General features: G+C 62.2%; 29 protein-coding genes. 23 read left to right on the top strand and 6 right to left on the bottom strand.

Annotation, left to right across the window (positions count from 1 at the left end; genetic code table 11):
• Window positions 1-144: 144 nt before the first annotated feature.
• Complete coding sequence (apaG, locus tag FNU76_RS02160; RefSeq protein WP_143856175.1) at window positions 145-528, top strand: Co2+/Mg2+ efflux facilitator ApaG/CorD; 384 nt, start codon at window positions 145-147, stop codon at window positions 526-528.
• 35 nt (window positions 529-563) lie between these two features.
• On the opposite strand, the gene FNU76_RS02155 is transcribed toward apaG, so the two are convergent.
• The 3 genes from FNU76_RS02155 to FNU76_RS02145 form a co-directional block, all read right to left on the bottom strand.
• A complete protein-coding gene (locus tag FNU76_RS02155; RefSeq protein ID WP_143856174.1) occupies window positions 564-1043 on the bottom strand; it encodes a hypothetical protein in 480 nt (159 codons plus the stop codon).
• 59 nt (window positions 1044-1102) lie between these two features.
• Entirely contained in the window at window positions 1103-2014 is a 912-nt protein-coding gene (locus FNU76_RS02150) for a polysaccharide deacetylase family protein (protein ID WP_143856173.1), read from the bottom strand.
• An 83-nt stretch (window positions 2015-2097) separates the two neighbouring features.
• The gene (locus FNU76_RS02145) at window positions 2098-2733 is read right to left on the bottom strand and encodes a Smr/MutS family protein (RefSeq protein WP_223879194.1); all 636 of its coding nucleotides are present in this window, start codon (window positions 2731-2733) and stop codon (window positions 2098-2100) included.
• A gap of 163 nt (window positions 2734-2896) precedes the next feature.
• On the opposite strand from FNU76_RS02145, the gene FNU76_RS02140 reads away from it, so the two are divergent.
• On the top strand, window positions 2897-3454 hold the full coding sequence (locus FNU76_RS02140; RefSeq protein ID WP_143856172.1) for a hypothetical protein: 558 nt from the start codon (window positions 2897-2899) through the stop codon (window positions 3452-3454).
• Here FNU76_RS02140 and FNU76_RS02135 read toward each other — a convergent pair.
• A complete protein-coding gene (locus tag FNU76_RS02135; RefSeq protein WP_143856171.1) occupies window positions 3437-4783 on the bottom strand; it encodes a leucine-rich repeat domain-containing protein in 1347 nt (448 codons plus the stop codon). The two genes, FNU76_RS02140 and FNU76_RS02135, sit on opposite strands and share 18 nt — an antisense overlap.
• A gap of 421 nt (window positions 4784-5204) precedes the next feature.
• Complete coding sequence (locus tag FNU76_RS02130) at window positions 5205-6362, bottom strand: leucine-rich repeat domain-containing protein (protein ID WP_143856170.1); 1158 nt, start codon at window positions 6360-6362, stop codon at window positions 5205-5207.
• On the opposite strand from FNU76_RS02130, the gene FNU76_RS02125 reads away from it, so the two are divergent.
• Entirely contained in the window at window positions 6357-6560 is a 204-nt protein-coding gene (locus FNU76_RS02125) for a hypothetical protein (RefSeq protein WP_143856169.1), read from the top strand. The two genes, FNU76_RS02130 and FNU76_RS02125, sit on opposite strands and share 6 nt — an antisense overlap.
• Window positions 6561-6618: 58 nt before the next feature.
• On the opposite strand, the gene trxB is transcribed toward FNU76_RS02125, so the two are convergent.
• Window positions 6619-7572: a thioredoxin-disulfide reductase gene (gene trxB / locus FNU76_RS02120; protein WP_143856168.1), complete on the bottom strand. Its 954-nt coding sequence runs from the start codon at window positions 7570-7572 to the stop codon at window positions 6619-6621.
• Window positions 7573-7804: 232 nt separating this feature from the next.
• On the opposite strand from trxB, the gene FNU76_RS02115 reads away from it, so the two are divergent.
• The 20 genes from FNU76_RS02115 (at window position 7805) to motA (ending at window position 26458) form a co-directional block, all read left to right on the top strand.
• Window positions 7805-8515, top strand: a complete 711-nt coding sequence (locus tag FNU76_RS02115) for an MlaE family ABC transporter permease (protein WP_143856167.1) — start codon at window positions 7805-7807, stop codon at window positions 8513-8515.
• Complete coding sequence (locus FNU76_RS02110; protein WP_143856166.1) at window positions 8512-9063, top strand: hypothetical protein; 552 nt, start codon at window positions 8512-8514, stop codon at window positions 9061-9063. Before FNU76_RS02115 ends, FNU76_RS02110 begins: the two co-directional genes overlap by 4 nt.
• The gene (locus tag FNU76_RS02105) at window positions 9060-10016 is read left to right on the top strand and encodes an MlaD family protein (protein ID WP_143856165.1); all 957 of its coding nucleotides are present in this window, start codon (window positions 9060-9062) and stop codon (window positions 10014-10016) included. Before FNU76_RS02110 ends, FNU76_RS02105 begins: the two co-directional genes overlap by 4 nt.
• Complete coding sequence (locus tag FNU76_RS02100; protein ID WP_143856164.1) at window positions 10013-10813, top strand: tetratricopeptide repeat protein; 801 nt, start codon at window positions 10013-10015, stop codon at window positions 10811-10813. Before FNU76_RS02105 ends, FNU76_RS02100 begins: the two co-directional genes overlap by 4 nt.
• A gap of 186 nt (window positions 10814-10999) precedes the next feature.
• Window positions 11000-11722 carry a 30S ribosomal protein S2 gene (gene rpsB / locus FNU76_RS02095; protein ID WP_143856163.1) on the top strand — a complete coding sequence of 241 codons (723 nt, stop codon included), beginning with the start codon at window positions 11000-11002 and terminating at the stop codon, window positions 11720-11722.
• A gap of 83 nt (window positions 11723-11805) precedes the next feature.
• A complete protein-coding gene (tsf, locus tag FNU76_RS02090) occupies window positions 11806-12678 on the top strand; it encodes a translation elongation factor Ts (RefSeq protein ID WP_143856162.1) in 873 nt (290 codons plus the stop codon).
• 132 nt (window positions 12679-12810) lie between these two features.
• Entirely contained in the window at window positions 12811-13530 is a 720-nt protein-coding gene (gene pyrH / locus FNU76_RS02085; protein ID WP_143856161.1) for a UMP kinase, read from the top strand.
• A 166-nt stretch (window positions 13531-13696) separates the two neighbouring features.
• On the top strand, window positions 13697-14254 hold the full coding sequence (gene frr, locus FNU76_RS02080; protein ID WP_143856160.1) for a ribosome recycling factor: 558 nt from the start codon (window positions 13697-13699) through the stop codon (window positions 14252-14254).
• A gap of 10 nt (window positions 14255-14264) precedes the next feature.
• Window positions 14265-15026, top strand: a complete 762-nt coding sequence (gene uppS, locus FNU76_RS02075; protein ID WP_143856159.1) for an undecaprenyl pyrophosphate synthase — start codon at window positions 14265-14267, stop codon at window positions 15024-15026.
• A complete protein-coding gene (locus FNU76_RS02070) occupies window positions 15020-15838 on the top strand; it encodes a phosphatidate cytidylyltransferase (protein WP_143856158.1) in 819 nt (272 codons plus the stop codon). The genes uppS and FNU76_RS02070 overlap by 7 nt, the downstream gene beginning before the upstream one ends.
• A gap of 2 nt (window positions 15839-15840) precedes the next feature.
• Window positions 15841-17028, top strand: a complete 1188-nt coding sequence (ispC, locus tag FNU76_RS02065) for a 1-deoxy-D-xylulose-5-phosphate reductoisomerase (protein WP_143856157.1) — start codon at window positions 15841-15843, stop codon at window positions 17026-17028.
• Between the two features lie 47 nt (window positions 17029-17075).
• Window positions 17076-18422: an RIP metalloprotease RseP gene (gene rseP, locus FNU76_RS02060; RefSeq protein WP_143856156.1), complete on the top strand. Its 1347-nt coding sequence runs from the start codon at window positions 17076-17078 to the stop codon at window positions 18420-18422.
• 96 nt (window positions 18423-18518) lie between these two features.
• Window positions 18519-20843 carry an outer membrane protein assembly factor BamA gene (gene bamA / locus FNU76_RS02055; protein ID WP_143856155.1) on the top strand — a complete coding sequence of 775 codons (2325 nt, stop codon included), beginning with the start codon at window positions 18519-18521 and terminating at the stop codon, window positions 20841-20843.
• 48 nt (window positions 20844-20891) lie between these two features.
• Window positions 20892-21383 (top strand): OmpH/Skp family outer membrane protein, encoded by a 492-nt coding sequence (locus FNU76_RS02050; protein ID WP_308418596.1) that lies wholly within the window; start codon window positions 20892-20894, stop codon window positions 21381-21383.
• 2 nt (window positions 21384-21385) lie between these two features.
• Window positions 21386-22435 (top strand): UDP-3-O-(3-hydroxymyristoyl)glucosamine N-acyltransferase, encoded by a 1050-nt coding sequence (gene lpxD, locus FNU76_RS02045; protein ID WP_143856153.1) that lies wholly within the window; start codon window positions 21386-21388, stop codon window positions 22433-22435.
• Window positions 22432-22905 carry a 3-hydroxyacyl-ACP dehydratase FabZ gene (gene fabZ, locus FNU76_RS02040; RefSeq protein WP_223879193.1) on the top strand — a complete coding sequence of 158 codons (474 nt, stop codon included), beginning with the start codon at window positions 22432-22434 and terminating at the stop codon, window positions 22903-22905. The genes lpxD and fabZ overlap by 4 nt, the downstream gene beginning before the upstream one ends.
• A gap of 7 nt (window positions 22906-22912) precedes the next feature.
• The gene (gene lpxA, locus FNU76_RS02035; protein WP_143856152.1) at window positions 22913-23689 is read left to right on the top strand and encodes an acyl-ACP--UDP-N-acetylglucosamine O-acyltransferase; all 777 of its coding nucleotides are present in this window, start codon (window positions 22913-22915) and stop codon (window positions 23687-23689) included.
• Window positions 23690-23714: 25 nt separating this feature from the next.
• On the top strand, window positions 23715-24893 hold the full coding sequence (gene lpxB, locus FNU76_RS02030; protein WP_143856151.1) for a lipid-A-disaccharide synthase: 1179 nt from the start codon (window positions 23715-23717) through the stop codon (window positions 24891-24893).
• Entirely contained in the window at window positions 24887-25468 is a 582-nt protein-coding gene (rnhB, locus tag FNU76_RS02025; protein WP_143856150.1) for a ribonuclease HII, read from the top strand. Before lpxB ends, rnhB begins: the two co-directional genes overlap by 7 nt.
• 135 nt (window positions 25469-25603) lie before the next feature.
• Window positions 25604-26458 carry a flagellar motor stator protein MotA gene (gene motA, locus FNU76_RS02020; protein WP_143856149.1) on the top strand — a complete coding sequence of 285 codons (855 nt, stop codon included), beginning with the start codon at window positions 25604-25606 and terminating at the stop codon, window positions 26456-26458.
• The last annotated feature ends 40 nt before the right edge of the window (window positions 26459-26498 follow it).

The following is a 26498-nucleotide window of genomic DNA, read 5'->3' as shown; positions in this document are numbered from 1 at the left end:
TTTTACCGGAAAGCGAAGGATGCCTTGTTCAAGCCGACATTTTCGCGTGTAATCAGTAGGAGAACGTCCGGGCCAATTCCCCGGCAAGCGTAGCCGGGCGCCGAGCCCAGCGTTTTACGACCGCATTTTTTTCCGAGCCACTTCATGGGCGAATCCCGCAAGTACGATATCACCGTCACCGTTCAAACCCAGTACCTGGCCGAGCAATCGGACGAGGATGCCAATCGGCACGTATTCGCCTACCACATCAGCATCGTCAACACCGGTTCCGTGGCGGCCCAATTGCTGACGCGGCATTGGATCATCAGCGAAGCGGACGGCAAGACCCAGGAAGTCCGCGGCCAAGGCGTGGTGGGCGAACAGCCCCAATTGAAGCCGGGCGAGGCCTTCGCCTACACCAGCGGCGTGGCGCTCAGCTCGCCGGTTGGGACCATGCATGGCAGCTATCAGTTCCGCGCCGACGATGGCCAGAGTTTCGACGCACCGGTGGAATCCTTCGTCCTGTCGGTGCCCCGTATTTTGCATTGAGTTGTCGCTTATTGCCGCGTACGCGATCGGCCGGCTTACAAGTCCACAGGTGGCCGCCAAGGCGTATTTGCCCACGCGGCCCTATCCCCAAGATGTTCCGCCAGTATCCGAAACCCTGCCAGCAAGCCGACCACGTCTTCCAGGCCGGCGCGCTCGCCGTGCCGCAGCAGGCAATCCTGCCAGCGCCGATGCAGGCGGTCGTCGAGATGGATGGTCCAGGAAAATGCCGGGTCGAGGAAAATGGCTTCGCTGCGCGGCTGGTCGAGGCCGGCCTGGCTGGCCGGGTGCATGCGGCGCATGCTGGCTTCGATCTGCGGACACACCACCAGGTCGAAATAGAGGCGCTGCATGGTGTCGTTACCCACGCTGGGATCGCTGGCCAGGCTGATCAAGCGAGCCCGGAATGCTTCCGGAAAGCCTAGCGGCAACGGTCCCGGCAGACGTGTGTGCGGCACGGGCGGCGCCGGCTGCAGATAGTTGGCGAGCGGTTCGTAATAGGCGAGGGCGGTGAGCATTTTGCTACTCCAACGAGGTGTTAGAGTAGTAAAGCAAGGGATGGGCCACCTTCTCGCCACTAGCCGGGAAAAGCTTCTCCCTGCAAGGCCAGCAGGCCGCCATGGCCTGGCCAGGCGCGCAGTTCAACGGTGTGCCAGGGCAATTTGGCCGGGTCGAGGATTTCACTCAGACGCTGCAGGCTCGCCAACTCCAGGCCCTGTTCCCGCCAACCGGCAAGTAAACGTTGCAAAAGCGGCAAGCGCTTGCCGCCATCGCCGTGCGCCTGGATGGTGAAGACATGGCCGGTAAGGGGAATGCGCTCGGTCATGGCCAGCAAGTCGTCTACGGCGGCCGTGCCGTCGCGATTGCCCGCGCCGATCAGTTCCGACAAGGTGGGCAGCGTGGTGGGCAGTTGCAGGACGCGGACCGGCTCTCCCTCTATGACCGGCAAAAACGGGTGTTTGCCGCGTGTGTCGCTGGCGTAGTGCAAGCCTAGCTGCTGTTCCAGCCGCAGGGCGGCCCGATTGACGCGCCAGCCTGGCAGGGCAATGGCATGGGGCGCCTCACCCAGCACCGCTTCGTAGGCGTGGCAGGCCGCCTCCAGCTCGCCGCGCACCCAGCTCGCCTCGGCGCCGGCAATGCACTTGATCCAATTCACCCGGTCCCAGCCGCGCAAGCCCGTTTCGAAGCCAGCATCGCGCACCGCCCGGATGGCGTCAGCGGCATGTTTGACCAGCTCCGGCGCCGGAATCAGGCTGCCATACCAACGTGCCGCACCGCGCGGCCCGTTCAATTGGCGATTGAGACGAATCTGCTGGCGGCTTTCGCCTACCTCGAACAGGGGGCCGCCGGTGCGGCCGCTGCGGTCCGGCCCCATGGCGAAGAAAAAACTGGCCTTCGCATCATGGTCGCGCAGCAACCCCAGCAACCGGGGGGTGATGTCGCGGGCGGCGGCAAGGCTATCCACCTCGATTCTCAGCGCAAGCAGCATGGCTGCGGTACTCCCTGGATTATTCTTGTGGCGGTGCGCATTGTCCGTACTAGCGGGCCGACCCACAAGCGCGGACTGGAAAGTCAGCGGCCGCGCAGCAGTAACACCACAGCGCCGGCACCGCCGTCGGCCGGTCCTGCCTGGCAAAAGCCCAAGACCTCCTCGCGTTGCGCCAGCCAGTTGCGCAGCTTGTTTTTCAGCACCGGCTCGTTGTTCCTGGAGCTGAGACCCTTGCCGTGGACGATGCGCACGCAGCGCCGTCGCCGCGCCACGCAATCGAGCACAAACCCGCCGACCGCCATGCGCGCCTGGTCGCTATTGAAGCCGTGCAGGTCCAGGCTGGCTTGCACCGGCCAATGGCCGCGCTGCAACTTCTTCAAGGTGTCGTGCTTCTGGCCGGGACGCAGAAAGCGTGCTTCCTCATCGCTGGCCATGCTGTCCCATGGCCAGAAATCGGACATGCCGTCCTGGCTATCCCGTTCTTCCTCGTAAAGATGATGCAGAGGCCAAGGTGAAACGGCCTGGGGGGGATGCGGGTAGGGTAGGGATTGCCGGAGCGGCGTGACATCGGCCACCGCCTGCATAAAGATCGCCTGTTCGGTGGCGGCCGGCGGTTTTTTCGGTGGGGACGTCGGTTGCGCGCGCACCTGCTTGTCCGCCCGCATGCGGCGAGCCAAGGGTTTCAGCAGTTCGGCGAGGGGAGTCTTTGGACGCGACATGGCGCGATTTTAGCGCAATGGCGGCATTAGGCCGCCATTGCGGCTTACGCGCGGATGCCCTGGCGGGGTATAGGCGACGGTATGAACTTTCGCTGAATCGTTTGGGTCGAAAAAAGCGGGGATTCTAAATAATCGGGGCCACCAATTTGGAGGACGAGAAAAGATGACGTGTCATGTAAAGCCGTCTGCGGCCCACATCGGCGGTGTCGATGAATTCAAGACGGTGGCAACAGAATATTGCCGGTCGAATGCGCGCGGTAAGCTGTCGGTGGAATGGGGCGGTACCCATTACCAGGTGGAAAAATCCGAAGAGGGGGTGGCCAAGCAAGCATCCCATTACCGTATCGTTCGCTTTTTTGCCGCGATCATTCAGCTCTTTACCCATCGCATAGGTGATGGATCCTGGCAGAGCCGTACCCAACGCTTGCAGCATGCCTGGTGCGAAGTAAGAAACGAGGCCCGGGTGGCGGAGCAGGCGCTGATCGCGAAAGCTCGACTTCATCGCTCCAAACCCATAGCAATACCCCCGTCAGCGTGGTCGGGCGGCAGCGTTGTCTACACACCCCCGACACCCCCGACCTCCCCGACACCGGCACTCCCCGCGAGTGAAATTCCGAGCAAGAGTAGCGACATCCTCTCACTGTCCGATCCGCGTCTTGCTAAGGTAGCTTTCTACGAAGCCAAACCCTTGCTTCGGAGAAAATCAGATAAGTACGCATGAGCCGCTCTCGGGCGGGCGGGGGGTAGGGGGCATCGCGGTGGACCGGTCCTGCAAATCCTTCAGGACCGCCTGCGCAAGCGTGTGATCGCGGCAGATCTGCAGTGCCTGAGCGAGCGCTGTATGGGCTTGTGCGTAGCGCCCAGCCTGCAGATGCGCTTGGCCCGCCCGGGCCAGCTGATTGGCATTTTCGATATCCGGTTCAATCGCGGCTTGCAGCAGCACGATGCCTAAATGTCTGGCCGTATCGAAGTACACCAGGTTCGCGGCGATCCGGAAGTATATCGATGCCTGTTGGAAAGCGCCTTGATCGCGCAGCTGCGTTGCCTGTAGGACCAGGAGCTTCATCTGCTCGTAAGCTGAATTGCGATTTCGGTTTATGCCTTCGGAGATGGCTGCCAAGACCAGGTCATCAAACTTACCGCTGCGCGGTGGGCTCAGCTTCAAGGTGGTGAGCAGGCCGTTGTACTGTAAGACCTCGGCAAGTGCCTGGGCGCCGGCGTTGCCGATCGGGTTGCCTTCCAGCGTGAGTTCGGAAAGGCAGCAAGGGTTTGCCAAGGCATCGGCCAAGTCAAAAGCGCCGGTATCGCCGATTTGATTTTGGTTCAGATTGAGCGAGGTCAGCGAGACCTGGGTTTGTCGCAGGGCGGCGGCCAGGGCTCGGGCGCCGGCATCGCCCACCTGGTTGTTGGTCAGGTCGAGCTTCTCCAGGCTGGGATGGCTCAATAGCGCCTCGCTCAGTGCCTTGGCGCCCAAAGCTGTCAGCCAGTTGTCGTTCAGTAGCAGCCGTTTCAGGTAGCCGTTGCGTGCCAGCGCGGTAGCCAGGACCGCTGCGTCCGCGTCATTCAGCCCATTGCCGCTGAGGTCAAGTATGGCCAGGCGGCCGTTGTCCGGCAAGGTGTTCGCCAGGGCTTCAAGGGCTGCGTGGCCGAACTGGCATCGTTGCAGCTCGAGCGTACTCAAGCCGGGATTGGCCGTGAGCGCCGCAGCCAGGGCTTGCATGCCCGGCAAGCCGGCTCGACAGCCATTCAGGCGAAGCTGGATCAGGCTGCGGTTGTCCCGCAGTGCGTCGGCCAGGGCCTGCAAGCCGCGGTCGCCGAACGGGTTGTTGGACAGGTCGAGCGATTGTACTTCGCTGTTTTGTCGCAATACCGCCGCCAGGGTCACCATATCGGCGTCGCTCATGTCTTTGCCGGCGAGTGCCAGATTGTCCTCGTCGTTATCGCGCAGGGCGTCCAGCGCCTTGCGCAGGGCAGGGTTTGCAGGGCGCTCCGAAAAGTCCGCCGTGGCTGCTTGGGTGGTGGGTAATCCGTGCGATGGAATGCGAAGCATGCTTTTATCCTTCCTCGATCAACAGCATTACCTTGCCGTGGCGCTATATGCTGATATGGCAAGGTAAGGCCCGTATGTGGGCATATCGGCAGACCCGCGAAGGCGGATCCCGTCATCAGGGTGTCCAAGCCACAAGGAGTGGGTGATAGCTGGCAGGAGGGCATTCGAATTTCGCTGCGCGGTATCACTTTTGGACGCGGGATGAAAACGACAAGGGCCGCCCATGGGCGGCCCTTGTACTCAGATGGCCTTTAGGGTGACCTGGCCTGTAAGGCTTGCATGCCCTCCAGTGCGAACGTGTGGTCAGTGCAGATTTGCAGTGCCTGACCGAGCGCTGTGTAGGCTTGCACATAGTGCGTGCCCCGCCTGTAGATGCGCCAGACCTTCCCAGGCCAAATGATTGGCATTTCGAATGGTCGGTTCAATCAAGGCCTGACTCACTCATTTCAATCAAGGCCTGGCTCACCAAAATGCGTGCAAATCTCGCCGAATCGAAGTGCATCAGGTTCGCGGCCTGTCGGTAGCAAGCCGATGCCTGTTGGAATGCACTTTCTTGGCAAAGCCCCGATGCTCGTAGCACCAAATCCTTCATCTGCTCATCAGCTGAATTGCGATTGCGGTTTATGTCTGCGGAAATAGCGGCCAGGATATGGTCATCGAACCTGCTGTCCCGCGGTTGGCCCAGCTTCAAGTTGGTGAGCTGGTTGTTGTGCCGCAAGGCTTCGGCAAGGGCCCGAGCGCCGGCGTTGCTGAGCAGCGGGTTGCCTTCCAGCTGGAGTTCGGTAAGGCAGCAATTGTCGACCAAGGCACTGGCCAGGTGGAAAGCGCCGGTATCGCCGATTCGATTTTCATTCAGGTTGAGCGAGGTCAACGTGACTTGGGCTTGCTGCAGCGTGCTGGACAAGGCCCGCGCACCGGCATCGCCCACTTGGTTATAGGCCAGGTCCAGCTTCTGCAAGGCGGGATGGGTCAACAGCGCCTCGCCCAGCGCCTCGGCGCCCAAGCCCGTCAGCCGGTTGTGCCGCATAAACAGCCGATCCAGATTATGGTTGCGCGCCAGCCCTGCGGCCAAGACGGCCGCGCCGGCGTCCTCCAGGCCATTGTCGCTGAGGTCGAGCGCGACCAGGGTGATGTTGGACGGCAAGGCGGTCGCCAGCGCTGCGAGGGCCGCCGGACCGAGCCAGCACCGCTGCAGTTCGAGCGTGCATAAGCTGCCGTTGGTCCTGAGGGCCGCCGCCAAGGCCTGCATGCCCGCCAAACCGGCTTGACAGTCATTCAGACGGAGCGTTACCAGGCTGCGGTTGTCCCGCAACGCATCGGCCAGGGCCGCCAGGCCACTGTCGTCGAACGGGTTGTTGGACAGATCAAGCGTGTGCACCTCGGCGCCTTGTCGCAGTGCCGCCGCCAAGTCCGCCATGTCGGCGTCGTTCATGGCTTTGTCGGCGAGTTCCAACTCGTCCTCGCCGTTGTCGCGCAAGGCGTCCAACGCGCGGCGCAGGTCTGGATTTTCGGGGCGTTCCCAAAAATCCGCCGCGGCTGCTTGGGTGCTTGGTAAACCATGCGACGGAATACGATGCATCTTGCTTATCCTTCCTCGGTAGACAGCATCGCCTTGCCCTGGCGCCGTGTCGATGTGGCAGGGAAAGGCGAGGTGTTTGGGGTGTATGGCAAGACTCGCGAGGCGGGTCCGGTCATCCAGGTGTCCAAGGAATGTGCTGTCGCCGGCAGCAAGGCATTCGAAATTTGCAGTGCGGTATCGTTTTTTGACGATCCATGAAAACGAAAAAGGCCGCCCATGGGCGGCCCTTGTATTCACGTAGCCTTGCGGCAAGCGCTTATTTCAGGGTGTCGAGATACTTGTCGGCATCCAGTGCGGCCTGGCAGCCGGTCGCGGCGCTGGTGATGGCCTGGCGGTAGATGTGGTCCTGCACATCGCCGGCGGCGAACACGCCGGCCACGCTGGTGCTGGTGGCGCCACCCGCATTGCCGCCCTTGGTGATGATGTAGCCGTTTTCCATTTCCAGCTGGCCGGCAAAGATATCGGTATTGGGCTTGTGGCCGATGGCGATAAAGCAGCCGGTCAATTCCAGGTCCTTGCTGCTGCCGTCCTTGGTGGACTTGACGCGAATGCCGGTCACGCCGCTGTCGTCGCCCAATACTTCGTCGAGCGTACTATCCAGTTGCAGGCTGATCTTGCCGGCCGCTACCTTTTCCATCAGATGCTCGATCAGGATCTTTTCGGCGCGGAAGGTATCGCGGCGGTGCACCAGGGTGACGTGGCTGGCGATATTGGCCAGGTAGAGCGCTTCTTCCACGGCGGTATTGCCGCCGCCGACCACGGCGACCTTCTGGTTGCGATAGAAAAAGCCGTCGCAGGTGGCGCAGCCCGATACGCCCTTGCCCATGAAGGCCTCTTCGCTGGGCAAGCCAAGATATTGGGCAGAGGCGCCGGTGGCGATGATCAGGGCATCGCAGGTGTACTCGCCGGCGTCGCCGATCAGGCGGATGGGCTTTTCATCCAGCTTGGTGGTATGGATATGATCGAACACGATTTCGGTGCCGAAGCGGCGGGCATGCTTCTCGAAGCGCGCCATCAGTTCCGGGCCCTGCACGCCATCGGCGTCGGCCGGCCAGTTGTCCACGTCGGTGGTCGTCATCAGCTGCCCGCCTTGGGCGATGCCGGTGACCAGCAGCGGTTTGCGGTTGGCACGGGCGGCGTAGACGGCGGCGGTATAGCCGGCGGGGCCGGAGCCGAGGATAAGCAGGCTGCTGTGCGTGGTGGTGGGCATGGAGGGCTTCCTTTTTCGTTGTAACTGGGTGGAATCGTACTGCCGCGGCGGGCGGCTTGTGCAGGGCGGAATGCAGCCAAGGTGAGGCTTGCGCGAGGTATCTTCAAGCAGGTGGAGGCACGCTTCGCGCCCTATCCCTTAAAATTGGCGATAGTATAAGTCCGGCCCTGGAGAGGAATTAAATTGATTGTTTCAATGCTATCGATAGTCGGACAGTGCGGGAGAAGCGGCCATGAATAGCCTGAGGCTGTTGCTGGCGGCCGCCATGCGCCTGTCGGCCTTGCGCCGCTGGCCGGTGCGGCGGGTACTGATGAAGCAATTGTATTTCTGCGGCATAGAAGCCTTGCCCTTGCTGCTGTTTATCGGCATCTCGGTGGGCGGCATCGTGGTGGCGCAACTCCACTATCAGATAGGGCAGAGCGGCGAAGGCAGCCTGAGCCTGTTGGCACGCATTACCCTGGCCGAGTTGGCGCCCATGTTGACCGCCATTCTGCTGACGGCCCGTTCCAGCTCGGCCATGGCCAGCGAGTTGGCGATGATGCGGCTGCATGGCGAGCTGGCGGCGCTGGCGCGGATGGGCGTGGATGTGCGCGCCTATCTGGTGATGCCGCGCATTGTCGGGATGATGCTGGCCAACACGGTACTGACATGCTATTTCGCCCTTGCGGCCCTGCTCACGGGTGCGGTCGCGGTGGCGGGCTTCGGCTGGTTGACGGAGCTGGCGCGCCTGCCTACCTCCTTATCCGTGTCCACGCTTTGGCTGTGCCTGGCGAAAAGCGTGGTATTCGGCGCTGCCATGGCCACGGTCGCCTGCGCCCGTGGCCTTTCCGGCGGGCTTAGCGTCACCGACGTGCCGATCGCGGCCTCCAGCGCCGTTATCCGCGCGGTGCTGACCCTGTTTGCGCTGGATCTGGGCTTTATCCTGCTGGGGCATATCGCATGAGTATTCTGCAATGGGTGCATGCCGGTCAGCCGCTGGTGCTGGAAGAGGGTGGGCGTTGCCATTTGCCCCTGGCCGGCCATGCCCGAGGGGAACTGTTCGAGCAGGCGGCCGAGAGCGTGGCCGGCCCGCATGGTTGGCTGCCGGGCGAAGGCGGCCTGTTGGCCAATCTAAGGGTTTGGGAAAACTGCCTGTTGCCCTTAAGCTATTTTGCCGATCCGCCCGGGGCGGCCCAGGAGGCACGCTTCACCAGGCTGCTCGATGGCTTGGGCATGCCGCTGGAGGAGCGCCAGTCGTTCGCGGCGGCGCCGGCTGGCGGTTTGAACGGCCGCCAGCGCCGTATTGCCTGCGCCTTGCGTACCCTGATGGCACGGCCGGCGCTGATATTGGCCGAAAGCGAATGGTTCGGCCGCCTGGATGAAGGCGATGCCGCCAGCTTGAGCAGGCTGTTCGCCGCCGAATGCCCGCATGCCGCCTGGTTGGTGCTGGGCGTCCAGCGGCCAGGCCTTATCTGGGGTTTTGACGATGATACAAATGAGAACCGGCCATGAAGCTGTTGCGTGACAACGATCCGCGCTTTCGCGCACTGCCTTGGAAGCTGGCGCTGTTCGGCCTGACCGCCCTGGCCAGTGCGGCGCTGGTGCTGCTTTTTTTCGCCTGGCGCCAGGGTTACTTCGAAGCGAAGACGCCGCTCAGTTTTATCAGCGACAACGGTAATGGCCTCAAGGTAGGGATGGCGGTCAAATTTTCCGGCTTCAAGATCGGCGAAGTGACCGATCTGCGGCTCGATGACCGGGGCCGCGTGCGCATCGCCCTGCTGATCGAGGACCGGCATCTGAAATGGGTCAAGGCCGATTCGGTGGGGCGGGTGGCCAAGGACGGGCTGATCGGCGACGGCTATATCGATGTCGGCGTGGGCAGTTTCTCGCTGCCGCCGGTGGGGCGCGATGCCGAACTGGAATTCGTGCCGGCCAAGAGCATGGACGAAATCATGCGCGAGGTGCGCGACCGGGCCATGCCGGTGATCAATGAAGTAGAGGGCATGATCAAGCGGGTCAATGATCCGCAGGGCGACCTGCATCAGACCTTGGCCAATCTGCGCACCTTCTCGGCCGGCTTGAACGACACCCGGGCCAGGCTGGACGAGGCGCTGGTCAGCATAGACAAGCTGGCCGGCAAGGAAGTGCCCGCCACCTTGGCGGTCACCCGCCAGGCATTGCAGCGGGCCGATCAATCGCTGCAGCAGATCGAGACCCGCCTGCCCGGATTGCTGGAGAAGACCGACCGTACCCTGGGGCACCTGGAGGCCAGCGGGGCAGCGACCCACAAATTGATCGAACAGATCGGACCGGATGCGGTCGGCTTGGTGCAGGAAGGGCGAGAACTGAGCCGCAAGGGCAATGAGACGGTGGATGCGGTAACGGGTGCCTGGCCCTTGAATAAATTGATTACGCCGGCGCCTGTTCAAGCACCGCGCAGCGATAGCCAGGGAGTGGCGCCATGAAATGGTTCCCGTGGTTCTCGTGGATCTTGCCCTTGCTGCTGGCCGGCTGCGCCGCTCAGGGCGTAGCGCCGCCCGCTTTGCAAAAGCAAGCCGCTGCAGCCAGCCAGCAAGCGGCACGTGCCAGTACCGGGCAGAATTGGCGTGCCGCCGCAGCACTCTGGCGCGAGGCGGCCAGGCGTCATTTGGCGCTGGATGACTGGACGATGGCGGGCGGCGCGCAGTTGGGACAGGCGCAAGCACTGCGGGCGCTTGGGCAATCGGCAGAGGCCGTGGCATTGCTCGATGGCTTGTTGCGGAGCGATGCCTATCCCGCCGCCATCCGTGCCGAAGCGCACTATCAATTGGCCTTGCTGGCAAGCGAGCAGGGCGAAGCGGATGCCGCCCTTGTCCATCTAGACGGGGCGCAAAGGCTGGCAGACGGGAAGTCCGGCCTCGCGGCGGCCATCGCCAATCTGCGCGGCCGCTTGGCCTTGCGTGGCGGCGATGCTTCGGCGGCGCGGCGTTTTGCCGCCGAAGCGATCTCTCTGCCAGGGGTCGAACCGCATGAACGCGCCAATGCGCTGCGCTTGCAGGGCAGGGCGGCCATGCGGGACAAGGACTGGCCGGGCGCCCGGCGTGCCTTGGATGCCGCGCTGGTGCTGGATCGTGGCTTGGCCCGCCCTGGCGCCATTGCCGCCGACCTGAAAGCACTGGCCGAGCTGGCCACGGCTAGCGGCGATCCGGCGGCCGCGAGCCTGGCCAGCCGCGCAGCAGCGGTCTGTGCAGCGGCGGGCGACATGGTCTGCCGCTTGGATTGACTCGGGCCTGGTCTTGAATAAAGCAGGTCAATATGCGTATAATCGCCGACTTCCCAGAATCACGGGAAGCAAATCTACCCGTTCGCGCGAGCCAGGGTGCATCGCTTCAGGGCCGGAAAAACCGGTCTGTTCGATGTGTCGGTCGCGGGCGGCAAGACCTTAACCCTCGCATTGGAGTTACCCATTATGTCCGTCAGCATGCGTGAAATGCTGGAAGCCGGCGTCCACTTCGGCCACCAAACCCGTTACTGGAACCCGAAGATGGCACCTTACATCTTCGGTCATCGCAACAAGATCCACATCCTGAACCTGGAAAAGACCCTGCCGATGTTCGAGCAGGCCTTGGCCTACGTGCGTCGCCTGACCGCCAACAAGGGTTCGATCATGTTCATCGGCACCAAGCGTGCCGCCAGCGAAATCGTCCGTGAAGAAGCGCTGCGCGCCGGTACGCCTTTCGTTGATCACCGCTGGCTGGGCGGTATGCTGACCAACTACAAGACGGTCAAGCAATCCATCAAGCGCCTGAATGAACTGCAAATCACCCTGGCCGACCCCAACAATGGTTTCTCCAAGAAAGAGCTGCTGATGCTCAATCGCGAAGTGACCAAGCTGGAAACCTCGCTTGGCGGTATCAAGGATATGAACGGCCTGCCGGACGCGATCTTCGTGATCGACGTCGGTTACCAGAAGGGCGCCATCGTCGAAGCCCAGAAGCTGGGCATCCCGGTGATCGGCGTGGTCGACTCGAACAACTCGCCTGAAGGCATCGATTACGTCATTCCAGGCAACGATGACTCGGCCCGCGCGATTCGCCTGTACGCCCGTGGCGTCGCCGATGCCATCCTGGAAGGCCGTGCCCTGGCCATCCAGGAAATCATCGCCGCCAGCAGCGGCGCACAAGCAGCGTAATCAAGCTGCCGCACGATGTGAACAAAAAGGGGCGCGTAGCCCCTTTTTGTTAAGTCCATACTGAATAATCAAGGAGTACCGACATGGCGGAAATCACCGCAAAGATGGTTGGCGAGCTGCGTGAAATGACCGGCTTGGGCATGATGGATTGCAAGAAGGCCCTGGTCGAAGCCAATGGCGATATCAAGGCCGCTGAAGAAGCGCTGCGTATCAAGAGCGGCAACAAGGCGAGCAAGGTTGCCGGCCGCACCGCCGCTGAAGGCACCGTGGCTGCTTTCGTGAACGGCAAGATCGGCGCCCTGGCCGAAGTGAACTGCGAAACCGACTTCGTCGGCAAGGATGCCGGTTTCCTGGCGTTCGCCCAAGCCGCAGCCGAAGCGATCGTGACCGGCAACCCGGCCGACGTGGAAGCCCTGGGCAATGTGAAGACCGCTTCCGGCGAAACCGTGGAAGAAATGCGCAAGGCCATCATCGCCAAGCTGGGCGAGAACATCAATGTTCGCCGCTTCACCCGCTTCGATACCGAAGGCCAGCTGGCTACCTACCTGCACGGCTCCAAGATCGGTGTCGTGGTCGATTTCGCCGGTGGCAATGAAACGCTGGGCAAGGATATCGCCATGCATATCGCCGCCTGCAAGCCGAAGTCGCTGGATGCGTCGGGTGTGGATGCCGCTTCGATCGAAACCGAACGCCGCGTCGCCATCGAGCGCGCCAAGGAAGCCGGCAAGCCGGAAGCCATGTGGGAAAAGATCGCCGACGGTACCGTGCAGAAGTTCCTGAAGGACGTGACCCTGCTGAGCCAGCCCTTCGTCAAGGATGACAAGCAGTCGATCGAACAGCTGCTGAAAGCCAACAATGCCAGCATCAAGACCTTCACCATGTATGTGGTGGGCGAGGGCATCGAGAAGAAGGTAGTCGACTTCGCCGCTGAAGTTGCCGCTGCTGCAAAGGTTTAAGTTGTAGACGTTATACCGACAACCGCCCTGGGTGACCTGGGCGGTTGTTTTACAAGTGGCGTCGGCAATGGTGAATTTTTCCCCTTCCGGCTGCTACAAAGAAGCGATTTCCATTTCGACGAAAGTATGCCCATGAGCCAGTCTCCCATTTACAAACGCATCCTCCTAAAACTGTCGGGCGAAGCGCTGATGGGTGAGGATAGTTATGGCATCAACCGCATCACGGTCGAGCGCATCGTGGCGGAAATCAAGGAAGTGGCCCAGTTGGGCATCCAGGTTGCTGTCGTGATCGGCGGCGGCAATATCTTCCGTGGCGTCGCGCCCGCCGCGGCCGGCATGGACCGCGCCACCGCCGACTACATGGGTATGCTGGCCACGGTCATGAACGCCATGGCCTTGCAGGACGCCATGCGGCAACAAGGCCTGGTCAGCCGGGTGCAGTCGGCCCTGACCATCCAGCAAGTGGCCGAACCCTATATCCGCCCGAAAGCCATCCAGTATCTCGAAGAGGGCAAGGTGGTGATTTTCGGTGCCGGCACCGGCAATCCCTTCTTCACTACCGATACCGCGGCTGCGCTGCGCGGGATGGAGATGAATGCCGATATCGTGCTGAAGGCAACCAAGGTGGACGGTGTCTACACCGATGATCCCAAGAAGAACCCCGATGCCATCCGCTATTCCTCGCTGACATTCGACGAGGCGATCAGCAAGAATCTCAAGGTCATGGACGCCACCGCGCTGGCCCTGTGCCGCGATCAGAACATGAATATCCGGGTCTTCAGCATCTTCAAGGCCGGCGCACTCAAGCGCGTGGTGCTCGGCGAAGACGAAGGCACGCTGGTACACTGCTGATCAATGTCAGGTCGGGGACGCCCAGTCGGGGACGCCCACTCAGGGCGTGCCTCCGACCGGCTCCGGCCTTGATTCGCACGTACCAAATTCAAACCATCATAGGACCGGGAATTGTCCCGGTCGCAATGTCATGTCGGCCCAGCCGACTCTAGCAGGAGCGAGAAGCATGATCGCGGATATCAAGAAGAACACCGAAAGTAAGATGCAGAAATCGGTGGAAAACCTGAAGAACACCTTGGCCAAGGTTCGTACCGGCCGTGCCCATGCCGGTCTGCTCGACCACATCATGGTCGATTACTACGGCAACCCCACCCCCATCAACCAAGTGGCCAGCGTCGGCCTGATGGATGCGCGTACCTTGTCGGTATCGCCGTTCGAGAAGAAGATGGGCGCGGTCATCGAAAAGGCAATCCGCGATTCCGACCTCGGCCTGAACCCGGCCAGCATGGGTGACGTGGTGCGCGTGCCGATGCCGGCTTTGACCGAAGAGCGTCGCCGCGATCTGATCAAGGTGGTGCGCGGTGAAGCCGAAGACAGCCGCGTGGCCGTGCGTAATCTGCGCCGCGATGGTAACGAACAGCTGAAGAAGGCCGTCAAGGACAAGCTGATCTCGGAAGACGACGAGCGTCGCGGTACCGATGACGTGCAAAAACTCACCGACAAATATATCGCCGACATCGACAAGCAGCTTGCCGACAAGGAAAAAGAGCTACTGACCGTTTAAGGCGTACCCCGTGGTCTTCTTCAAAAGCTCTACCAAGGATATACCGGCCGTCGCGGCCGTCCCCGCCCATATCGCCATCATCATGGACGGCAACGGCCGCTGGGCCAAGAAGCGGTTCCTGCCTCGGGTAGCCGGCCACAAGCAGGGGGTCGAAAGCCTGCGCGAAGCGGTCAAGGCCTGCGACGAGCTGGGTGTGAAGTACCTTACCCTGTTCGCCTTTTCCAGCGAGAACTGGCGCCGGCCGCCCGAAGAAGTGTCCTTCCTGATGGGCTTGTTCCTGTCGGCCCTTGAGCGTGAGGTGGTCAAGCTGGATAAGAACGGCATCCGCCTCAAGCTGATCGGGCGGCGCGATCATTTCGCGCCCGAGATCGTCCGCTCCATCGAGGCGGCCGAGGCGCGCACGGCTGCCAATACCGGCCTGACGCTGACCATCGCGGCGGACTACGGCGGCCGCTGGGACATCCTCAACGCCATGCAGGCCATGCTGAAGGAACGTCCGAGCCTGCGCGAGGGAGAGATCGGCGAAGAGGACCTCGCGCCGTATCTGGCCATGTCCTACGCGCCGGAACCGGATCTGTTCATCCGCACCGGCGGCGAGGCGCGGGTATCCAACTTCCTGCTATGGCAGTTGGCTTATACCGAATTCTATTTCACCGAAGCCTTCTGGCCCGATTTCGACCGGGCGGCCCTGGAAGCGGCCATTGCCTCATACCGCCATCGCGAGCGTCGCTTCGGCCGCACCAGTGAGCAATTGAAAGACGCTGCATGTTGAAGACCCGTATTCTCACCGCGCTGGCCTTGTTGCCGCTGGTGCTTGCCAGCCTGTTTCTGGCGCCGCCGCTGGGCTGGGGCGTGTTTGCCCTGCTGGCGCTGAGCCTGGGTGCGTGGGAATGGGCCCGTTTCGCCCGTTTCGATCGTGGCGAGATGATCTGCTTTGTGGTGGGCTTCCTGGCGCTGGGCACGGCCTGGCTGTTCATACCCTTGGCGCGTAGCTGGGCGCTGCCGCTCGATGTGCTGGCATTGTTGTTCTGGCTTTTGCTGGTACCGCTTTGGCTGCGCCACAAATGGACGCTCAAGCACAAAGGCCTGTCCGCCCTGGTGGGTTGGCTGGTGCTGTTGGCCGCGCTGGCCGGCGTGACCCGCATCCGTGAATTGCCGCAAGGCGCCATATTGCTGCTGGCCATGCTGGCGATTGCCTGGGTGGCCGATGTCGCCGCTTATTTTGCCGGGCGTGCCTTCGGCAAACGCAAGCTGGCGCCCAGCATCAGCCCGGGCAAGAGCTGGGAAGGTGTGTATGGCGGACTGTTGGCGGTCGCGCTGTATGTGTTGGCTTTACAGTATTTTGGCGTGCCGGTGTTTGCCCAGCTGTCTTGGTGGCTGCTGCTGCCGCTGGCCTGGGCCTTGACGGCGGTCAGCGTAATGGGTGACCTGTTCGAATCCCTGCTCAAACGGCAGGTCGGCTTCAAGGACAGCAGCAATCTCCTGCCCGGGCACGGTGGCGTGCTCGACCGGGTGGATAGCCTGCTTGCCCTGGTGCCGGTCGCCAGCGCGCTGCTGTTCGGCTACGCGCGCCTGGCGGTCTGATCATGAGCACCCAGGCCATTACCGTATTGGGTTCCACCGGCAGCATCGGGGTCAGTACCCTGGATGTGGTGGCCCGCCACCCGGACAAATACCGGATCGTCGCGCTTAGCGCTCATAGCCAGCTGGACAAGCTGGTCGAGCAATGCCGGGTCCACCTGCCGCGCTATGCCGTCCTGGCCGAGCCGGCAGGCGTGGCCGAGTTGCGAGATCGCTTGCGGCTGGCCGGCCTGGCGCAGATCGAAGTCCTGGCCGGCATGGAGGCGCTGGAACATATCGCCAGCATGCCGGAAGTGGATGCCGTGATGGCCGCCATAGTCGGCGCCGCCGGCATGCGGCCGACCCTGGCGGCCGCCCGGGCGGGCAAGCGCGTGCTGCTGGCCAATAAAGAAACCCTGGTGATGGCCGGCCGCCTGTTCATGGACGCGGCACGCGAGGGCGGCGCAACCTTGTTGCCTATCGATAGCGAGCACAACGCCATCTACCAGTGCCTGCCGCAACCGTTCGACGATGGGGCGGGGCAGGGCGTGCGCCGCATCCTGCTGACCGCATCGGGCGGACCGTTTCGGCAATTCAGCGGCGAGCAGCTGGCGGCGGTGACGCCGGAGCAGGCGGTCAAGCATCCCAACTGGTCGATGGGCCGCAAGATCTCGGTCGATTCGGCCAGCCTGATGAACAAGGGCCTGGAAGTCATCGAGGCGCGTTGGCTGTTCGACCTGGCGCCCGAGCGTATCGAAGTGGTAGTCCATCCGCAGAGCGTGATCCATTCCATGGTTGAATACGTGGATGGTTCGGTGCTGGCGCAGCTGGGCAACCCCGATATGCGCACGCCGATTGCTTATGGCCTGGCGTGGCCGGCGCGCATCGATGCCGGGGTGACGCCGCTCGATCTATTCAAGATTGCCCGGCTCGATTTCGAAGCGCCCGATCCGCAGCGCTTCCCCTGTCTGGGGCTGGCTTTCGAAGCCTTGCGACTTGCCGGTGCGGCGCCGGCGGTGTTGAATGCCGCCAATGAGGTTGCCGTGGCGGCCTTCCTGGATAGACGGCTGGCGTTCGACGCGATTCCGCTGCTGAATGCGGCCACCATGCAGGCCGTCGCGGCCAGCTTCGATGCCGGTTCCCTGGCAAGCTTGACCGCCGCCGACCAGGCTGCCCGGCAGTATGCCGACGGTTGGTTGAGCCGGCATGCTTGATGGTGGATTCGCTGTTTTTTTGACCGCTTGATCGCACGGAGCTTGCCATGTCCTATTTGATTACCGTGCTTGCGTTCGCGTTCGCCGTCGGCGTGCTGGTGGCGATCCATGAATATGGCCACTATTGGGTGGCCAAGCGCTTCAACGTCAAGATCCTGACCTTCTCCATCGGCTTCGGTAAGCCCTTGCTGCGTTGGCAGCGAGGCGAGACCCAGTGGCAACTGGCCGCCATCCCGCTGGGCGGCTACGTCAAGATGCTGGACGAGCGTGAAGGGCCCGTGCCGGCGGCGGAACTGGACCGTGCCTTCAATCGGCAGACTCCGCAGGCCCGTATCGCCATCGTGGCGGCCGGCCCGCTGGCGAATTTCGTACTGGCCATCCTGATCTACTGGGCCATCTATATGGTCGGCGTGGAAACCGTGCGGCCGCGCATCGGCATGGTCGCGCACGGCAGCATCGCCGAGCAAGCCGGTTTCCGGCCAGGCGATACCCTGCTGGATATCGATGGCGAGAACGTCGAAAGCTGGACCGATGCCCAGCTGACCTTGATAGACCAGGCCTCCGCCCGTGCCGACGTCAAGGTACTGGTCCGGCGGGCGGATAGCCAGACCGCAACCCTGGCGCTGGATTTCGCCGAGGTAGACAAGGAAATGATCAACGGCGGACTGGGCGCCGCCCTGGGCCTTTATCTCGGGGTGACGCGCATCGGCCAGCTGGAGCCCGCCAGCGTGGCGCAGCGGGCCGGGCTCAAGGTGGGCGACCAGCCCTTGTCGGTTGCCGGCAAGCCCACGCCTGATCCCGGTACGTTTATCAAGGCTATCCAGGCAAGGCCGGGACTGGCCACGCAGCTCGAGGTCCGCCGCGATGGGCGGCTTATCTCCCTGACCCTGACGCCCGAGGCCAGCCAGGATGGACCAAAACGCTTTGGCCGGATCGGCGCCGGCCTGTCGGTCGATATCGATGCATTGGCCGATATCCGCCAGACCGTGCAGCGGGGGCCGGTAGCCGCCATGGGCAAGGCCTTGCGGCAGACCTGGACCATCTCCAGCCTGTCGCTGCGCATGATGTGGCGGATGGTCACCGGCAATGTCTCGTATAAGCAACTTTCCGGGCCGGTGGCCATAGCCGGTATCGCCGGACAGAGCGCGCAGATCGGTCTGCACGCCTACCTGGAATTTCTCTGCCTGATCAGCATCAGCCTAGGGGTACTCAACCTGCTACCCGTGCCGGTGCTGGATGGCGGTCATTTGATGTATTATTCCGCCGAACTTTTGCGGGGCCGGCCCCTGTCGGAACGCGTGATGGAACTTGGTCAGCGCGTGGGCGTCGGACTCCTCGCGGCGTTGATGATTGTGGCCCTGTTCAACGACATAACGCGATTGGTGGGTAGTTGAGGGGGCTTTGAACCGCGTGCGATCACGCAGGGCCTCCACTATCCAAACTCCATCCAGCGGTGGACGGGCTAAAGGCTTGTTCCGCCAGATCTGAATATGAAACCGACCTCGATCTCGCTCGCCCTATTGGCCGCATTCGGCCTCTCACTTCCCGCCCAGGCTTTCGAATCCTTTGTCATCAAGGATATTCGTGTCGAGGGTATCCAGCGCACCGAAGCCGGTACGGTGTTCAACTACCTGCCGGTCAAGGTGGGCGACCGCGTCGACGACGAAAAGGCCGCAGCCGCCATCAAGGCGCTGTTCGCCACCGGCTTCTACAGCGATGTCCGTATCGAAGCCGATAAAGGCGTGCTGGTGGTGTCGGTGGACGAACGTCCCATCATCGCCAACATCCAGATCGAAGGCGCCAAGGAATTCGAATCGGATCAGCTGCTGAAGGCACTGCGTGAAAACGGCCTGGCGGAAAGCCGTACCTTCGACCAAGCCATGCTGGGCGCGGCCGAGCAGGAACTGAAGAAACAGTACTACAGCCGCGGCAAGTATTCTGTACGTGTCAAGACCACGGTCACCCGCCTGGAGCGCAACCGCGTTGGCGTGGCCTTCGATATTTCCGAAGGACTGGTTGCCACCATCAAGCAGATCAATCTGGTGGGTAACGAAAAGTATGCCGAGAAGGAGCTGAAGGACACCTTCCAGCTCAACTCCGGCGGCTGGTTCAGCTGGTTCAGCAAGAGCGACCAGTATTCCAAGCCCAAGCTGCAGGCCGATATCGAGGCGCTGCGCTCGTTCTACCTGGACAACGGCTACCTGGAATTCAATATCGACTCGCAGCAGGTGGCCCTGTCGGACGACAAGAAGGACATGTTCCTGACCGTCAACCTGAGCGAAGGCCAGCAATACCGCATCAGCGACCTGAAATTCGCCGGCGACCTGATCGTGCCGGAAGAAACGCTGCGCAAGCTGCTGGACATCACCCCGGGCGAGGTGTTTTCGCGCAGCAAGATCAATGCCGCCACCACGCGCATCTCCGACCGCCTGGCCGACGAAGGCTATGCCTTCGCCAATGTCAACGCGGTGCCCGAGGTCAACAAGGAAAAATTCGAGGCGGCCTTTACCTTCTACGTCGACCCGGGCAAGAAGACCTATGTCCGCCGCGTCAATATCAGCGGCAACAGCCGCACCCGCGACGAAGTGATCCGGCGCGAACTGCGGCAGCTGGAAGCGGCGCCCTATGCCGGCTGGAAGGTCAAGCGTTCGAAGGAACGGCTCGATCTGCTGGGTTATTTCACCGAGGTCAATATCGATACCCCCCTGGTGGCGGATAGCACCGACCAGGTGGACGTGAATGTATCGGTAACGGAAAAGCAGACCGGCAATATCCAGGTCGGCGCCGGCTACTCGCAGTCCGACGGCATGGTGCTGAGCGGCTCCATCGCGCAAGCCAATATCTTCGGTAGCGGCAAGTACCTCAAGCTGGAGTTGAACACCAGCAAGAGCACCCGGGTCTACGCTGCTTCTTTTACCAACCCGTACGCGACGCCCGATGGCGTGGCGCGCGGCTTCGATATCTACAAGCGGCGCTACGAACCCAGCAATAACGTGGTCGGCACCTATTCGAACGACACCCTGGGCGCCGGCTTGCGCTGGTCGGTACCGGTCAGCGAGTACGATGGCGTCAATTTCGGCTTGTCGGCCGAACGTTCCAAGCTGACGGTGTATGGCAATAGCCCGCGTGAGTACAAGAACTTCGTCAACAAATACGGCGATCGCAACCTGACCCTGTTGGGCACGGTCGGCTGGGCGCGCGATACGCGCGACAGCGCCTTGTTCCCCACCCGCGGCAAGTTGATGACGGTCAGCGGCGAAGCCGGCCTGCCCGGCGGCGATATCAAGTACTACAAGCTGACCGCCCAGCAGCAATGGTTCGTCCCGCTCAACAAGACTTTCACCTTCCTGTGGAATGTGGAAGCCGGCTATGGCGGCGGCCTGGGCGGCCAGAAGTTGCCGTTCTACTCGAACTTCTTCGCCGGCGGCGTCGGTTCTGTGCGGGGCTATGACAGCTCCAGCCTGGGACCGCGTACCGTCGATACGGTACGCAATGCCGACGGTACCGTCACGACCCTGAATGCGTCCGATGCCACCGGCGGTAACCGGCGCCTGGTCAACAACTTCGAACTGCTGCTGCCGGTGCCGGGCATGAAGACCGACAAGTCGGTGCGTCTGTCCGCCTTTGTCGACGGCGGTGCGGTGTGGGGCGAGGGCGACAAGTTGCGCTTCAACGATATGCGCTATTCTGCCGGTCTGGCCTTCAGCTGGATCGCGCCGGTGGGCCCGATGAAGTTCAGCTATGCCAAGCCACTCAACAACAAGCCTGGTGATAAGATAGACCGCTTCCAGTTCTCGCTGGGCCAGATTTTCTGATGACGGGCGCCAGTCGGCGCCTGTCGTACCTGTGATGAGGTAGTGATCGTGAAACCCCTGTTCAGTCTGATCCTCGCCGCCGGCTTGATGGCGCCTGCGTTGGCGCAGGACATCAAGATCGGCTTTGTCAATCTGGACCGGATCCTGCGCGAATCGGGGCCGGCGGTGAAAGCCACCAAGAAGCTCGAGAAGGAATTCGCGATCCGCGAGACCGACCTGAAGAAGCTGACCGACCAGGTGCGCGGCCGCCAGACCGATCTGGACAAGGGCGGCCTGACCATGCCCGAAACCGACCGGCGCAATAAGGAACGCGAGCTGGTCAAGCTGCAGCAGGATCTGGCGCGTATCCAGCGCGAATTCCGCGAAGACTTGAACGGCCGCCGCAATGAAGAGTTGTCCGGCATACAGGAGCGGGTATACAACACCATCCAGCAGATCGCGGCGGCGGAGAAGTTCGACGCCATCCTGCAGGAAGCGGTTTATATCAATCCCAAGTTGGATATCACCGACAAGGTCATCAAGGCCTTGGCGGAAAAGTAGCCATGACGGGGACTTATCGCCTGTCCGACCTGGTGGAGCGCTTGGGCGGCGAATTGATCGGCGCGGACGTGGCGATACGCCAGGTGGCCACCCTGGCCTCCGCGCAAGCCGATGAAATCAGCTTTCTGGCCAATCCGAAATACCGCAAGCAATTGCAGGAAACGCGTGCCGGTGCGCTGGTATTGGGCCCCGCCGCGCGCGATATGTCCGACAAGCCGCGCATCCTTGCCGACAATCCCTATCTCTACTTTACCCGCGTCAATGCCCTGCTCAATCCGCCCCGGCGGCCGCCGGCCGGCATCCATCCCAGTGCGGTGGTGGCGGCCAGTGCGCGCATCGAAGCCGGTGTCAGCATCGGCCCCTTGGCCAGTGTCGGCGAAGACAGTGTGATTGGCGCCGGCACCGTGATCGAAGCGGGCTGCCGCATCGGTGACCGAGTGGAAATCGGCGAGGGTGGCTGGCTCCATCCTGGCGTGGTGATCTACGCCGACAGCCGCCTGGGCAAGCGTAATATCGTGCAGGCCAATGCCGTGATCGGCTCGGATGGTTTCGGCAATGCCTGGGATGGCTCGGCCTGGCTGAAGATCCCCCAGATCGGCCGGGTGCTGATCGGCGACGATGTGGAAATCGGCGCCTCGACCACGATAGACCGGGGCGCGCTGGATGATACGGTGATCGAGGACGGCGTACGGCTCGACAACCAGATCCAGATCGCCCACAACGTGCATATCGGCCGCCATACCGCCATGGCCGGCTGTACCGGCGTGGCCGGTAGCACCCGTATCGGCGCCTATTGCACCTTTGGCGGCAGCGCCATGATCCTGGGGCATCTGGAGTTGGCTGATCGGGTCAATGTCATGGCCGGCACGCTGGTCGGCAAATCCATTCTGCAGGCCGGCACCTATGTCGGCCAGTATCCGGTCCAGACGCACCAGGACTGGCTGGCCAATGCCTCGCATTTGCGCCGCCTGGATGCACTGGCAACAAAGGTAAAAGAACTAGAACGCAAGGGCGGCCGCAATGAAGCTGACCAGGGAGACCTAAACGCATGACCCAAGAACTTGAAACCATGGATATCCAGGGCATCCTGGATCACCTGCCGCATCGATTCCCCTTTTTGCTGATCGACCGGATCACCGAACTGGTACCCGGCGAGCGCATCGTGGCACTGAAGAATGTCTCCTATAACGAGCCATTCTTTGTCGGCCACTTTCCCCGCTACCCGGTCATGCCGGGCGTGTTGATCATCGAAGCCATGGCCCAGGCGGCCGGCGTGCTGAGTTTCAAGACCACCGGCGACAAGCCCAAGGATGGTTTTCTCTATCTGTTCGCCGGTATCGACAATGCCCGCTTCAAGGCGCAGGTGGTGCCGGGTGACCAGCTGCTGATCGAGGTCACCAGCGAGCGCCGTATGCGTAATATCTGGAAGTACAAGGCCGTGGCACGGGTGGCCGGCAATGTGGTGGCCGAAGCCGACCTGATGTGTGCCCAGGTGAAGACCACCGCCAAACCGGCGGTCTGAGGCAAAGATGGCGAATATTCATTCCAGCGCCCAGGTGCATCCGGGCGCCAGGCTGGCCGACGATGTCGAAGTCGGTCCCTTCAGCGTGATCGGCGAGCATGTCGAAATCGGCGCCGGCAGCAAGGTCGGTCCCCATTGTGTGATCGAAGGTCATACCACGCTGGGACGCAACAATGTCCTGCATGGCTCGGCCTATATCGGCTGCGCGCCGCAGGACATGAAGTACCGGGGCGAGCCGACCCGCCTGACGATAGGCGACGGCAACAGCATCTACCAGTTCGTCACCATCTCCACCGGCACCGTCCAGGATGAAGGCATCACCAGCCTGGGTGATGACAACTGGATCATGGCCTACGTCCATATCGCCCATGATTGCCGCATCGGCAGCCATACCATCCTGGCCAACAATGCCACGGTGGCCGGCCATGTGCACTTGGGTGACTGGGTCTTCCTGGGCGGCTTCACCACTATCCACCAATTCTGCAAGATCGGACCGCACGCCATGACGGCCTTTACCGCCGCCGTGGCCCAGGATGTGCCGCCCTATGTCACCGCCGCCGGCAATCGTGCCGCGCCGGCCGGTGTCAATAGCGAAGGCCTGCGGCGGCGCGGTTTCAGCGCCGAGCAGATCACCGAGATCAAGCGCGCCTACAAGATTCTGTACCGGCAGGGCCTCAGTCTGGAGCAGGCCAGCGCCGAGATTGCCGCGCGCGCGCAGGAACGGCCCGAGCTACAGGTTTTTGTGGATTTTCTGTCCAGTGCCACGCGCGGCCTGATCCGCTGAGCTGGCGCTTCTTCGTCGAGACCCTATGCAGTCCTTGTTTGACGGCCATGCCGGCCCTCGCATCGCCATCGTCGCCGGAGAAGCCTCCGGCGACCAGCTGGGCGCCAGCCTGATCGAGGCGATCAAGCGGCGGGTACCGAATGCCCGCTTTGCCGGCATCGCCGGCCCGCGCATGCAGTCCGCCGGCGCGAAAAGCCTGTTCGCCATGGAAAAGCTGGCCGTGCGCGGCTATCTGGAGGTGATCAAGCACCTGCGCGAATTGCTGGGCATCCGTGCCGAGCTGCGGCGTGCCTGCCTGGCGGAAAAACCGGACCTGTTTATCGGTATCGATGCACCCGATTTCAATCTGGGCCTGGAACGCAAGCTGAAGGATGGCGGCATCACCACCATCCACTATTGCAGCCCGTCCATCTGGGCTTGGCGCGGCGAGCGCATCCACAAGATCAAGGCGGCCACCGACGAGGTGCTATGCCTGTTTCCGTTCGAAAAGCCGCTGTACGACGAAGTGGGCGCCAAGGCGACCTATGTGGGCCACCCCATGGCCGACGAAATGCCGCTGGTCATGGCCAAGGAAACCGTGCGCGAGACGCTGGGTTTGCCGGAGCGGGCACTGATCTTTACCTTGTTGCCGGGTAGCCGGGTCAGCGAGCTGAATTACCATGCCGACCTGTTTATCGAAACCGCGCGCCTGCTGCACGCCCGCTACCCCGAGGCACAGTTCCTGGTGCCGCTGGTCACCCGCGAAACCCGCGACCAATTCGACACCGCCCGCTACCGCCTCAAGGCGCTGGACCTGCCGCTGCGGCTGATGTTCGGCCACTCCCTGGAAGCGATGCAGGCAGCCGATGCCATCCTGGTGGCCTCCGGCACCGCCACGCTGGAAGCCATGCTGGCCAAACGACCCATGGTGATCGCCTATCGGCTGTCGGAAACCACCTACAAACTGGTCAAGAAAAAGCTGCGCCTGCCCTATGTGGGCTTGCCTAATGTGCTGGCCGGCCGTTTTGTGGTGCCCGAGCTGTTGCAGGCGGATGCCACGCCGGCCAACCTGGCCCAGGCCTTGTCGAACTTTATCGATGACAAGCGCTTGGGCGAGGCGCTGGACGAACTGTTCAGCCAGCAGCACGCCAAGCTCAAGTGCGACGCAGCCGAACGGGCCGCCGATGCCGTGGTCGCCTATCTGAAAGGCCGCCAGCCATGCTGATCTGCGGCGTGGACGAAGCGGGCAGGGGGCCCCTGGCCGGCGCGGTCTTTACCGCGGCGGTCATCCTCGGGCCCGATCACGGGATTATCGGCCTGGCCGACTCGAAAGCCCTTACCGCCGCCAAGCGCGAGCGACTGGCCGACGAGATCAAGCAGAAAGCCTTGGCGTGGACCATCGCCCATGCCAGCGTAGCCGAAATCGACAAGCTCAATATCCTGCATGCCACCATGTTGGCCATGCGCCGCGCCGTTGAAAACCTGCGGCCCTTGCCGATCGAAGCGCTGATCGACGGTAACCGCGTGCCGACCGGACTACCCTGCGCCGGCCGCGCCATTGTGCGCGGCGATGCCACCGAGCCGGCTATTTCCGCTGCCTCCATCCTGGCCAAGGTGGCCCGCGACGCCGAACTGGCCGAGCTGGACCGCCTGTATCCCGGTTACGGCTTTGCCGAGCACAAGGGCTACCCTACCCCCGCCCACCTCGCCGCCTTGGCGAGCTTGGGGCCCTGCGTCGCCCATCGGAGCGGATTTGCGCCGGTACGGGCGCAATTGTTGGCGCGGCAGCTGAGTTTCTAGAGAAAACGTAGGACAACGGCTTGCCACGGCCCTTCCGGCACTTTTGAATTTGTCATTTTTCTCCCGCGCCGACTAGTATCTAAGCGTTGCGCGGATAAAACTTCGGCATTCTCAGGCCAACGGGAGCAGCGTTCGATGTTCGTCATCATTGGCTACGTGTTTATGTGCGTCTGTATCTTCGGCGCCTATGTCTCGCATGGCGGCCATCTCGGTGTGTTATGGCAACCTTCCGAACTGGTCATCATCTTCGGCGGCGGTCTGGGCGCCATGCTGGTCGCCTACGGCCCGCAGCTCAAGGCCATTCTTGCTTCAATTCCGGTCCTGTTCAAAAGCTCGCCCTACGGCAAGGCCTTTTACATGGACCTGTTCGCCTTGATGTTCGAGATCCTGTCCAAGGTGCGCAAGGAAGGGCTGATGTCGATCGAAGGCGATGTCGAGAACCCCGATGCCAGCCCCATGTTCGCCAAGTACGCCACCATCGCCAAGGACCACCACGTGGTCGAATTCATCTGCGATTACCTGCGCTTGATGGTGGGCGGCAATCTGAATGCATTCGAAATCGAAAACCTGATGGATGTGGAAATCGATACGCACCACCATGAAGCAGAGATACCGGTAGGTTTCTTCCAGAAACTGGGCGACGGCCTACCCGCTTTCGGTATCGTGGCGGCAGTGATGGGGGTGGTGCATACCATGGGTTCGCTGCACCTGCCGCCGACCGAGCTGGGCAAGCTGATCGGTGCGGCCCTGGTGGGTACCTTCATGGGTATTTTGCTGGCCTATGGCTTTATCAATCCGCTGGCCTGGATCCTGGATGGCAAGGCGGCCGACAGTACCCGCGTCTTCCAGACCATCAAGGTCACCCTGTTGGCCAGCTTGAACGGCTATGCGCCGCAGGTGGCGGTGGAGTTCGGCCGCAAGGTCATGGCCGGCCATATACGACCGTCTTTCCTTGAGCTGGAAGAATACGTGAAGAACAAAAAAGCCTAGATCGCATTCCCTTCGGTGCAAAAGCATGAAAGGTAGAAAC

The organism is Chitinimonas arctica, assembly GCF_007431345.1.
GTDB lineage: Bacteria > Pseudomonadota > Gammaproteobacteria > Burkholderiales > Chitinimonadaceae > Chitinimonas > Chitinimonas arctica.
This window is presented reverse-complemented; position numbering and strand designations above follow the sequence as displayed.

Excerpts from the sequence above, each read along its gene's own strand:
- apaG (WP_143856175.1), top strand. The coding sequence starts at position 145 with ATGGGCGAATCCCGCAAGTACGATATCACCGTCACCGTTCAAACCCAG.
- FNU76_RS02155 (WP_143856174.1), bottom strand. The coding sequence starts at position 1,043 with ATGCTCACCGCCCTCGCCTATTACGAACCGCTCGCCAACTATCTGCAG.
- FNU76_RS02150 (WP_143856173.1), bottom strand. The coding sequence starts at position 2,014 with ATGCTGCTTGCGCTGAGAATCGAGGTGGATAGCCTTGCCGCCGCCCGC.
- FNU76_RS02145 (WP_223879194.1), bottom strand. The coding sequence starts at position 2,733 with ATGTCGCGTCCAAAGACTCCCCTCGCCGAACTGCTGAAACCCTTGGCT.
- FNU76_RS02140 (WP_143856172.1), top strand. The coding sequence starts at position 2,897 with ATGACGTGTCATGTAAAGCCGTCTGCGGCCCACATCGGCGGTGTCGAT.
- FNU76_RS02135 (WP_143856171.1), bottom strand. The coding sequence starts at position 4,783 with ATGCTTCGCATTCCATCGCACGGATTACCCACCACCCAAGCAGCCACG.
- FNU76_RS02125 (WP_143856169.1), top strand. The coding sequence starts at position 6,357 with ATGCATCTTGCTTATCCTTCCTCGGTAGACAGCATCGCCTTGCCCTGG.
- FNU76_RS02130 (WP_143856170.1), bottom strand. The coding sequence starts at position 6,362 with ATGCATCGTATTCCGTCGCATGGTTTACCAAGCACCCAAGCAGCCGCG.
- trxB (WP_143856168.1), bottom strand. The coding sequence starts at position 7,572 with ATGCCCACCACCACGCACAGCAGCCTGCTTATCCTCGGCTCCGGCCCC.
- FNU76_RS02115 (WP_143856167.1), top strand. The coding sequence starts at position 7,805 with ATGAATAGCCTGAGGCTGTTGCTGGCGGCCGCCATGCGCCTGTCGGCC.
- FNU76_RS02110 (WP_143856166.1), top strand. The coding sequence starts at position 8,512 with ATGAGTATTCTGCAATGGGTGCATGCCGGTCAGCCGCTGGTGCTGGAA.
- FNU76_RS02105 (WP_143856165.1), top strand. The coding sequence starts at position 9,060 with ATGAAGCTGTTGCGTGACAACGATCCGCGCTTTCGCGCACTGCCTTGG.
- FNU76_RS02100 (WP_143856164.1), top strand. The coding sequence starts at position 10,013 with ATGAAATGGTTCCCGTGGTTCTCGTGGATCTTGCCCTTGCTGCTGGCC.
- rpsB (WP_143856163.1), top strand. The coding sequence starts at position 11,000 with ATGTCCGTCAGCATGCGTGAAATGCTGGAAGCCGGCGTCCACTTCGGC.
- tsf (WP_143856162.1), top strand. The coding sequence starts at position 11,806 with ATGGCGGAAATCACCGCAAAGATGGTTGGCGAGCTGCGTGAAATGACC.
- pyrH (WP_143856161.1), top strand. The coding sequence starts at position 12,811 with ATGAGCCAGTCTCCCATTTACAAACGCATCCTCCTAAAACTGTCGGGC.
- frr (WP_143856160.1), top strand. The coding sequence starts at position 13,697 with ATGATCGCGGATATCAAGAAGAACACCGAAAGTAAGATGCAGAAATCG.
- FNU76_RS02070 (WP_143856158.1), top strand. The coding sequence starts at position 15,020 with ATGTTGAAGACCCGTATTCTCACCGCGCTGGCCTTGTTGCCGCTGGTG.
- ispC (WP_143856157.1), top strand. The coding sequence starts at position 15,841 with ATGAGCACCCAGGCCATTACCGTATTGGGTTCCACCGGCAGCATCGGG.
- rseP (WP_143856156.1), top strand. The coding sequence starts at position 17,076 with ATGTCCTATTTGATTACCGTGCTTGCGTTCGCGTTCGCCGTCGGCGTG.
- bamA (WP_143856155.1), top strand. The coding sequence starts at position 18,519 with ATGAAACCGACCTCGATCTCGCTCGCCCTATTGGCCGCATTCGGCCTC.
- lpxD (WP_143856153.1), top strand. The coding sequence starts at position 21,386 with ATGACGGGGACTTATCGCCTGTCCGACCTGGTGGAGCGCTTGGGCGGC.
- fabZ (WP_223879193.1), top strand. The coding sequence starts at position 22,432 with ATGACCCAAGAACTTGAAACCATGGATATCCAGGGCATCCTGGATCAC.
- lpxA (WP_143856152.1), top strand. The coding sequence starts at position 22,913 with ATGGCGAATATTCATTCCAGCGCCCAGGTGCATCCGGGCGCCAGGCTG.
- lpxB (WP_143856151.1), top strand. The coding sequence starts at position 23,715 with ATGCAGTCCTTGTTTGACGGCCATGCCGGCCCTCGCATCGCCATCGTC.
- rnhB (WP_143856150.1), top strand. The coding sequence starts at position 24,887 with ATGCTGATCTGCGGCGTGGACGAAGCGGGCAGGGGGCCCCTGGCCGGC.
- motA (WP_143856149.1), top strand. The coding sequence starts at position 25,604 with ATGTTCGTCATCATTGGCTACGTGTTTATGTGCGTCTGTATCTTCGGC.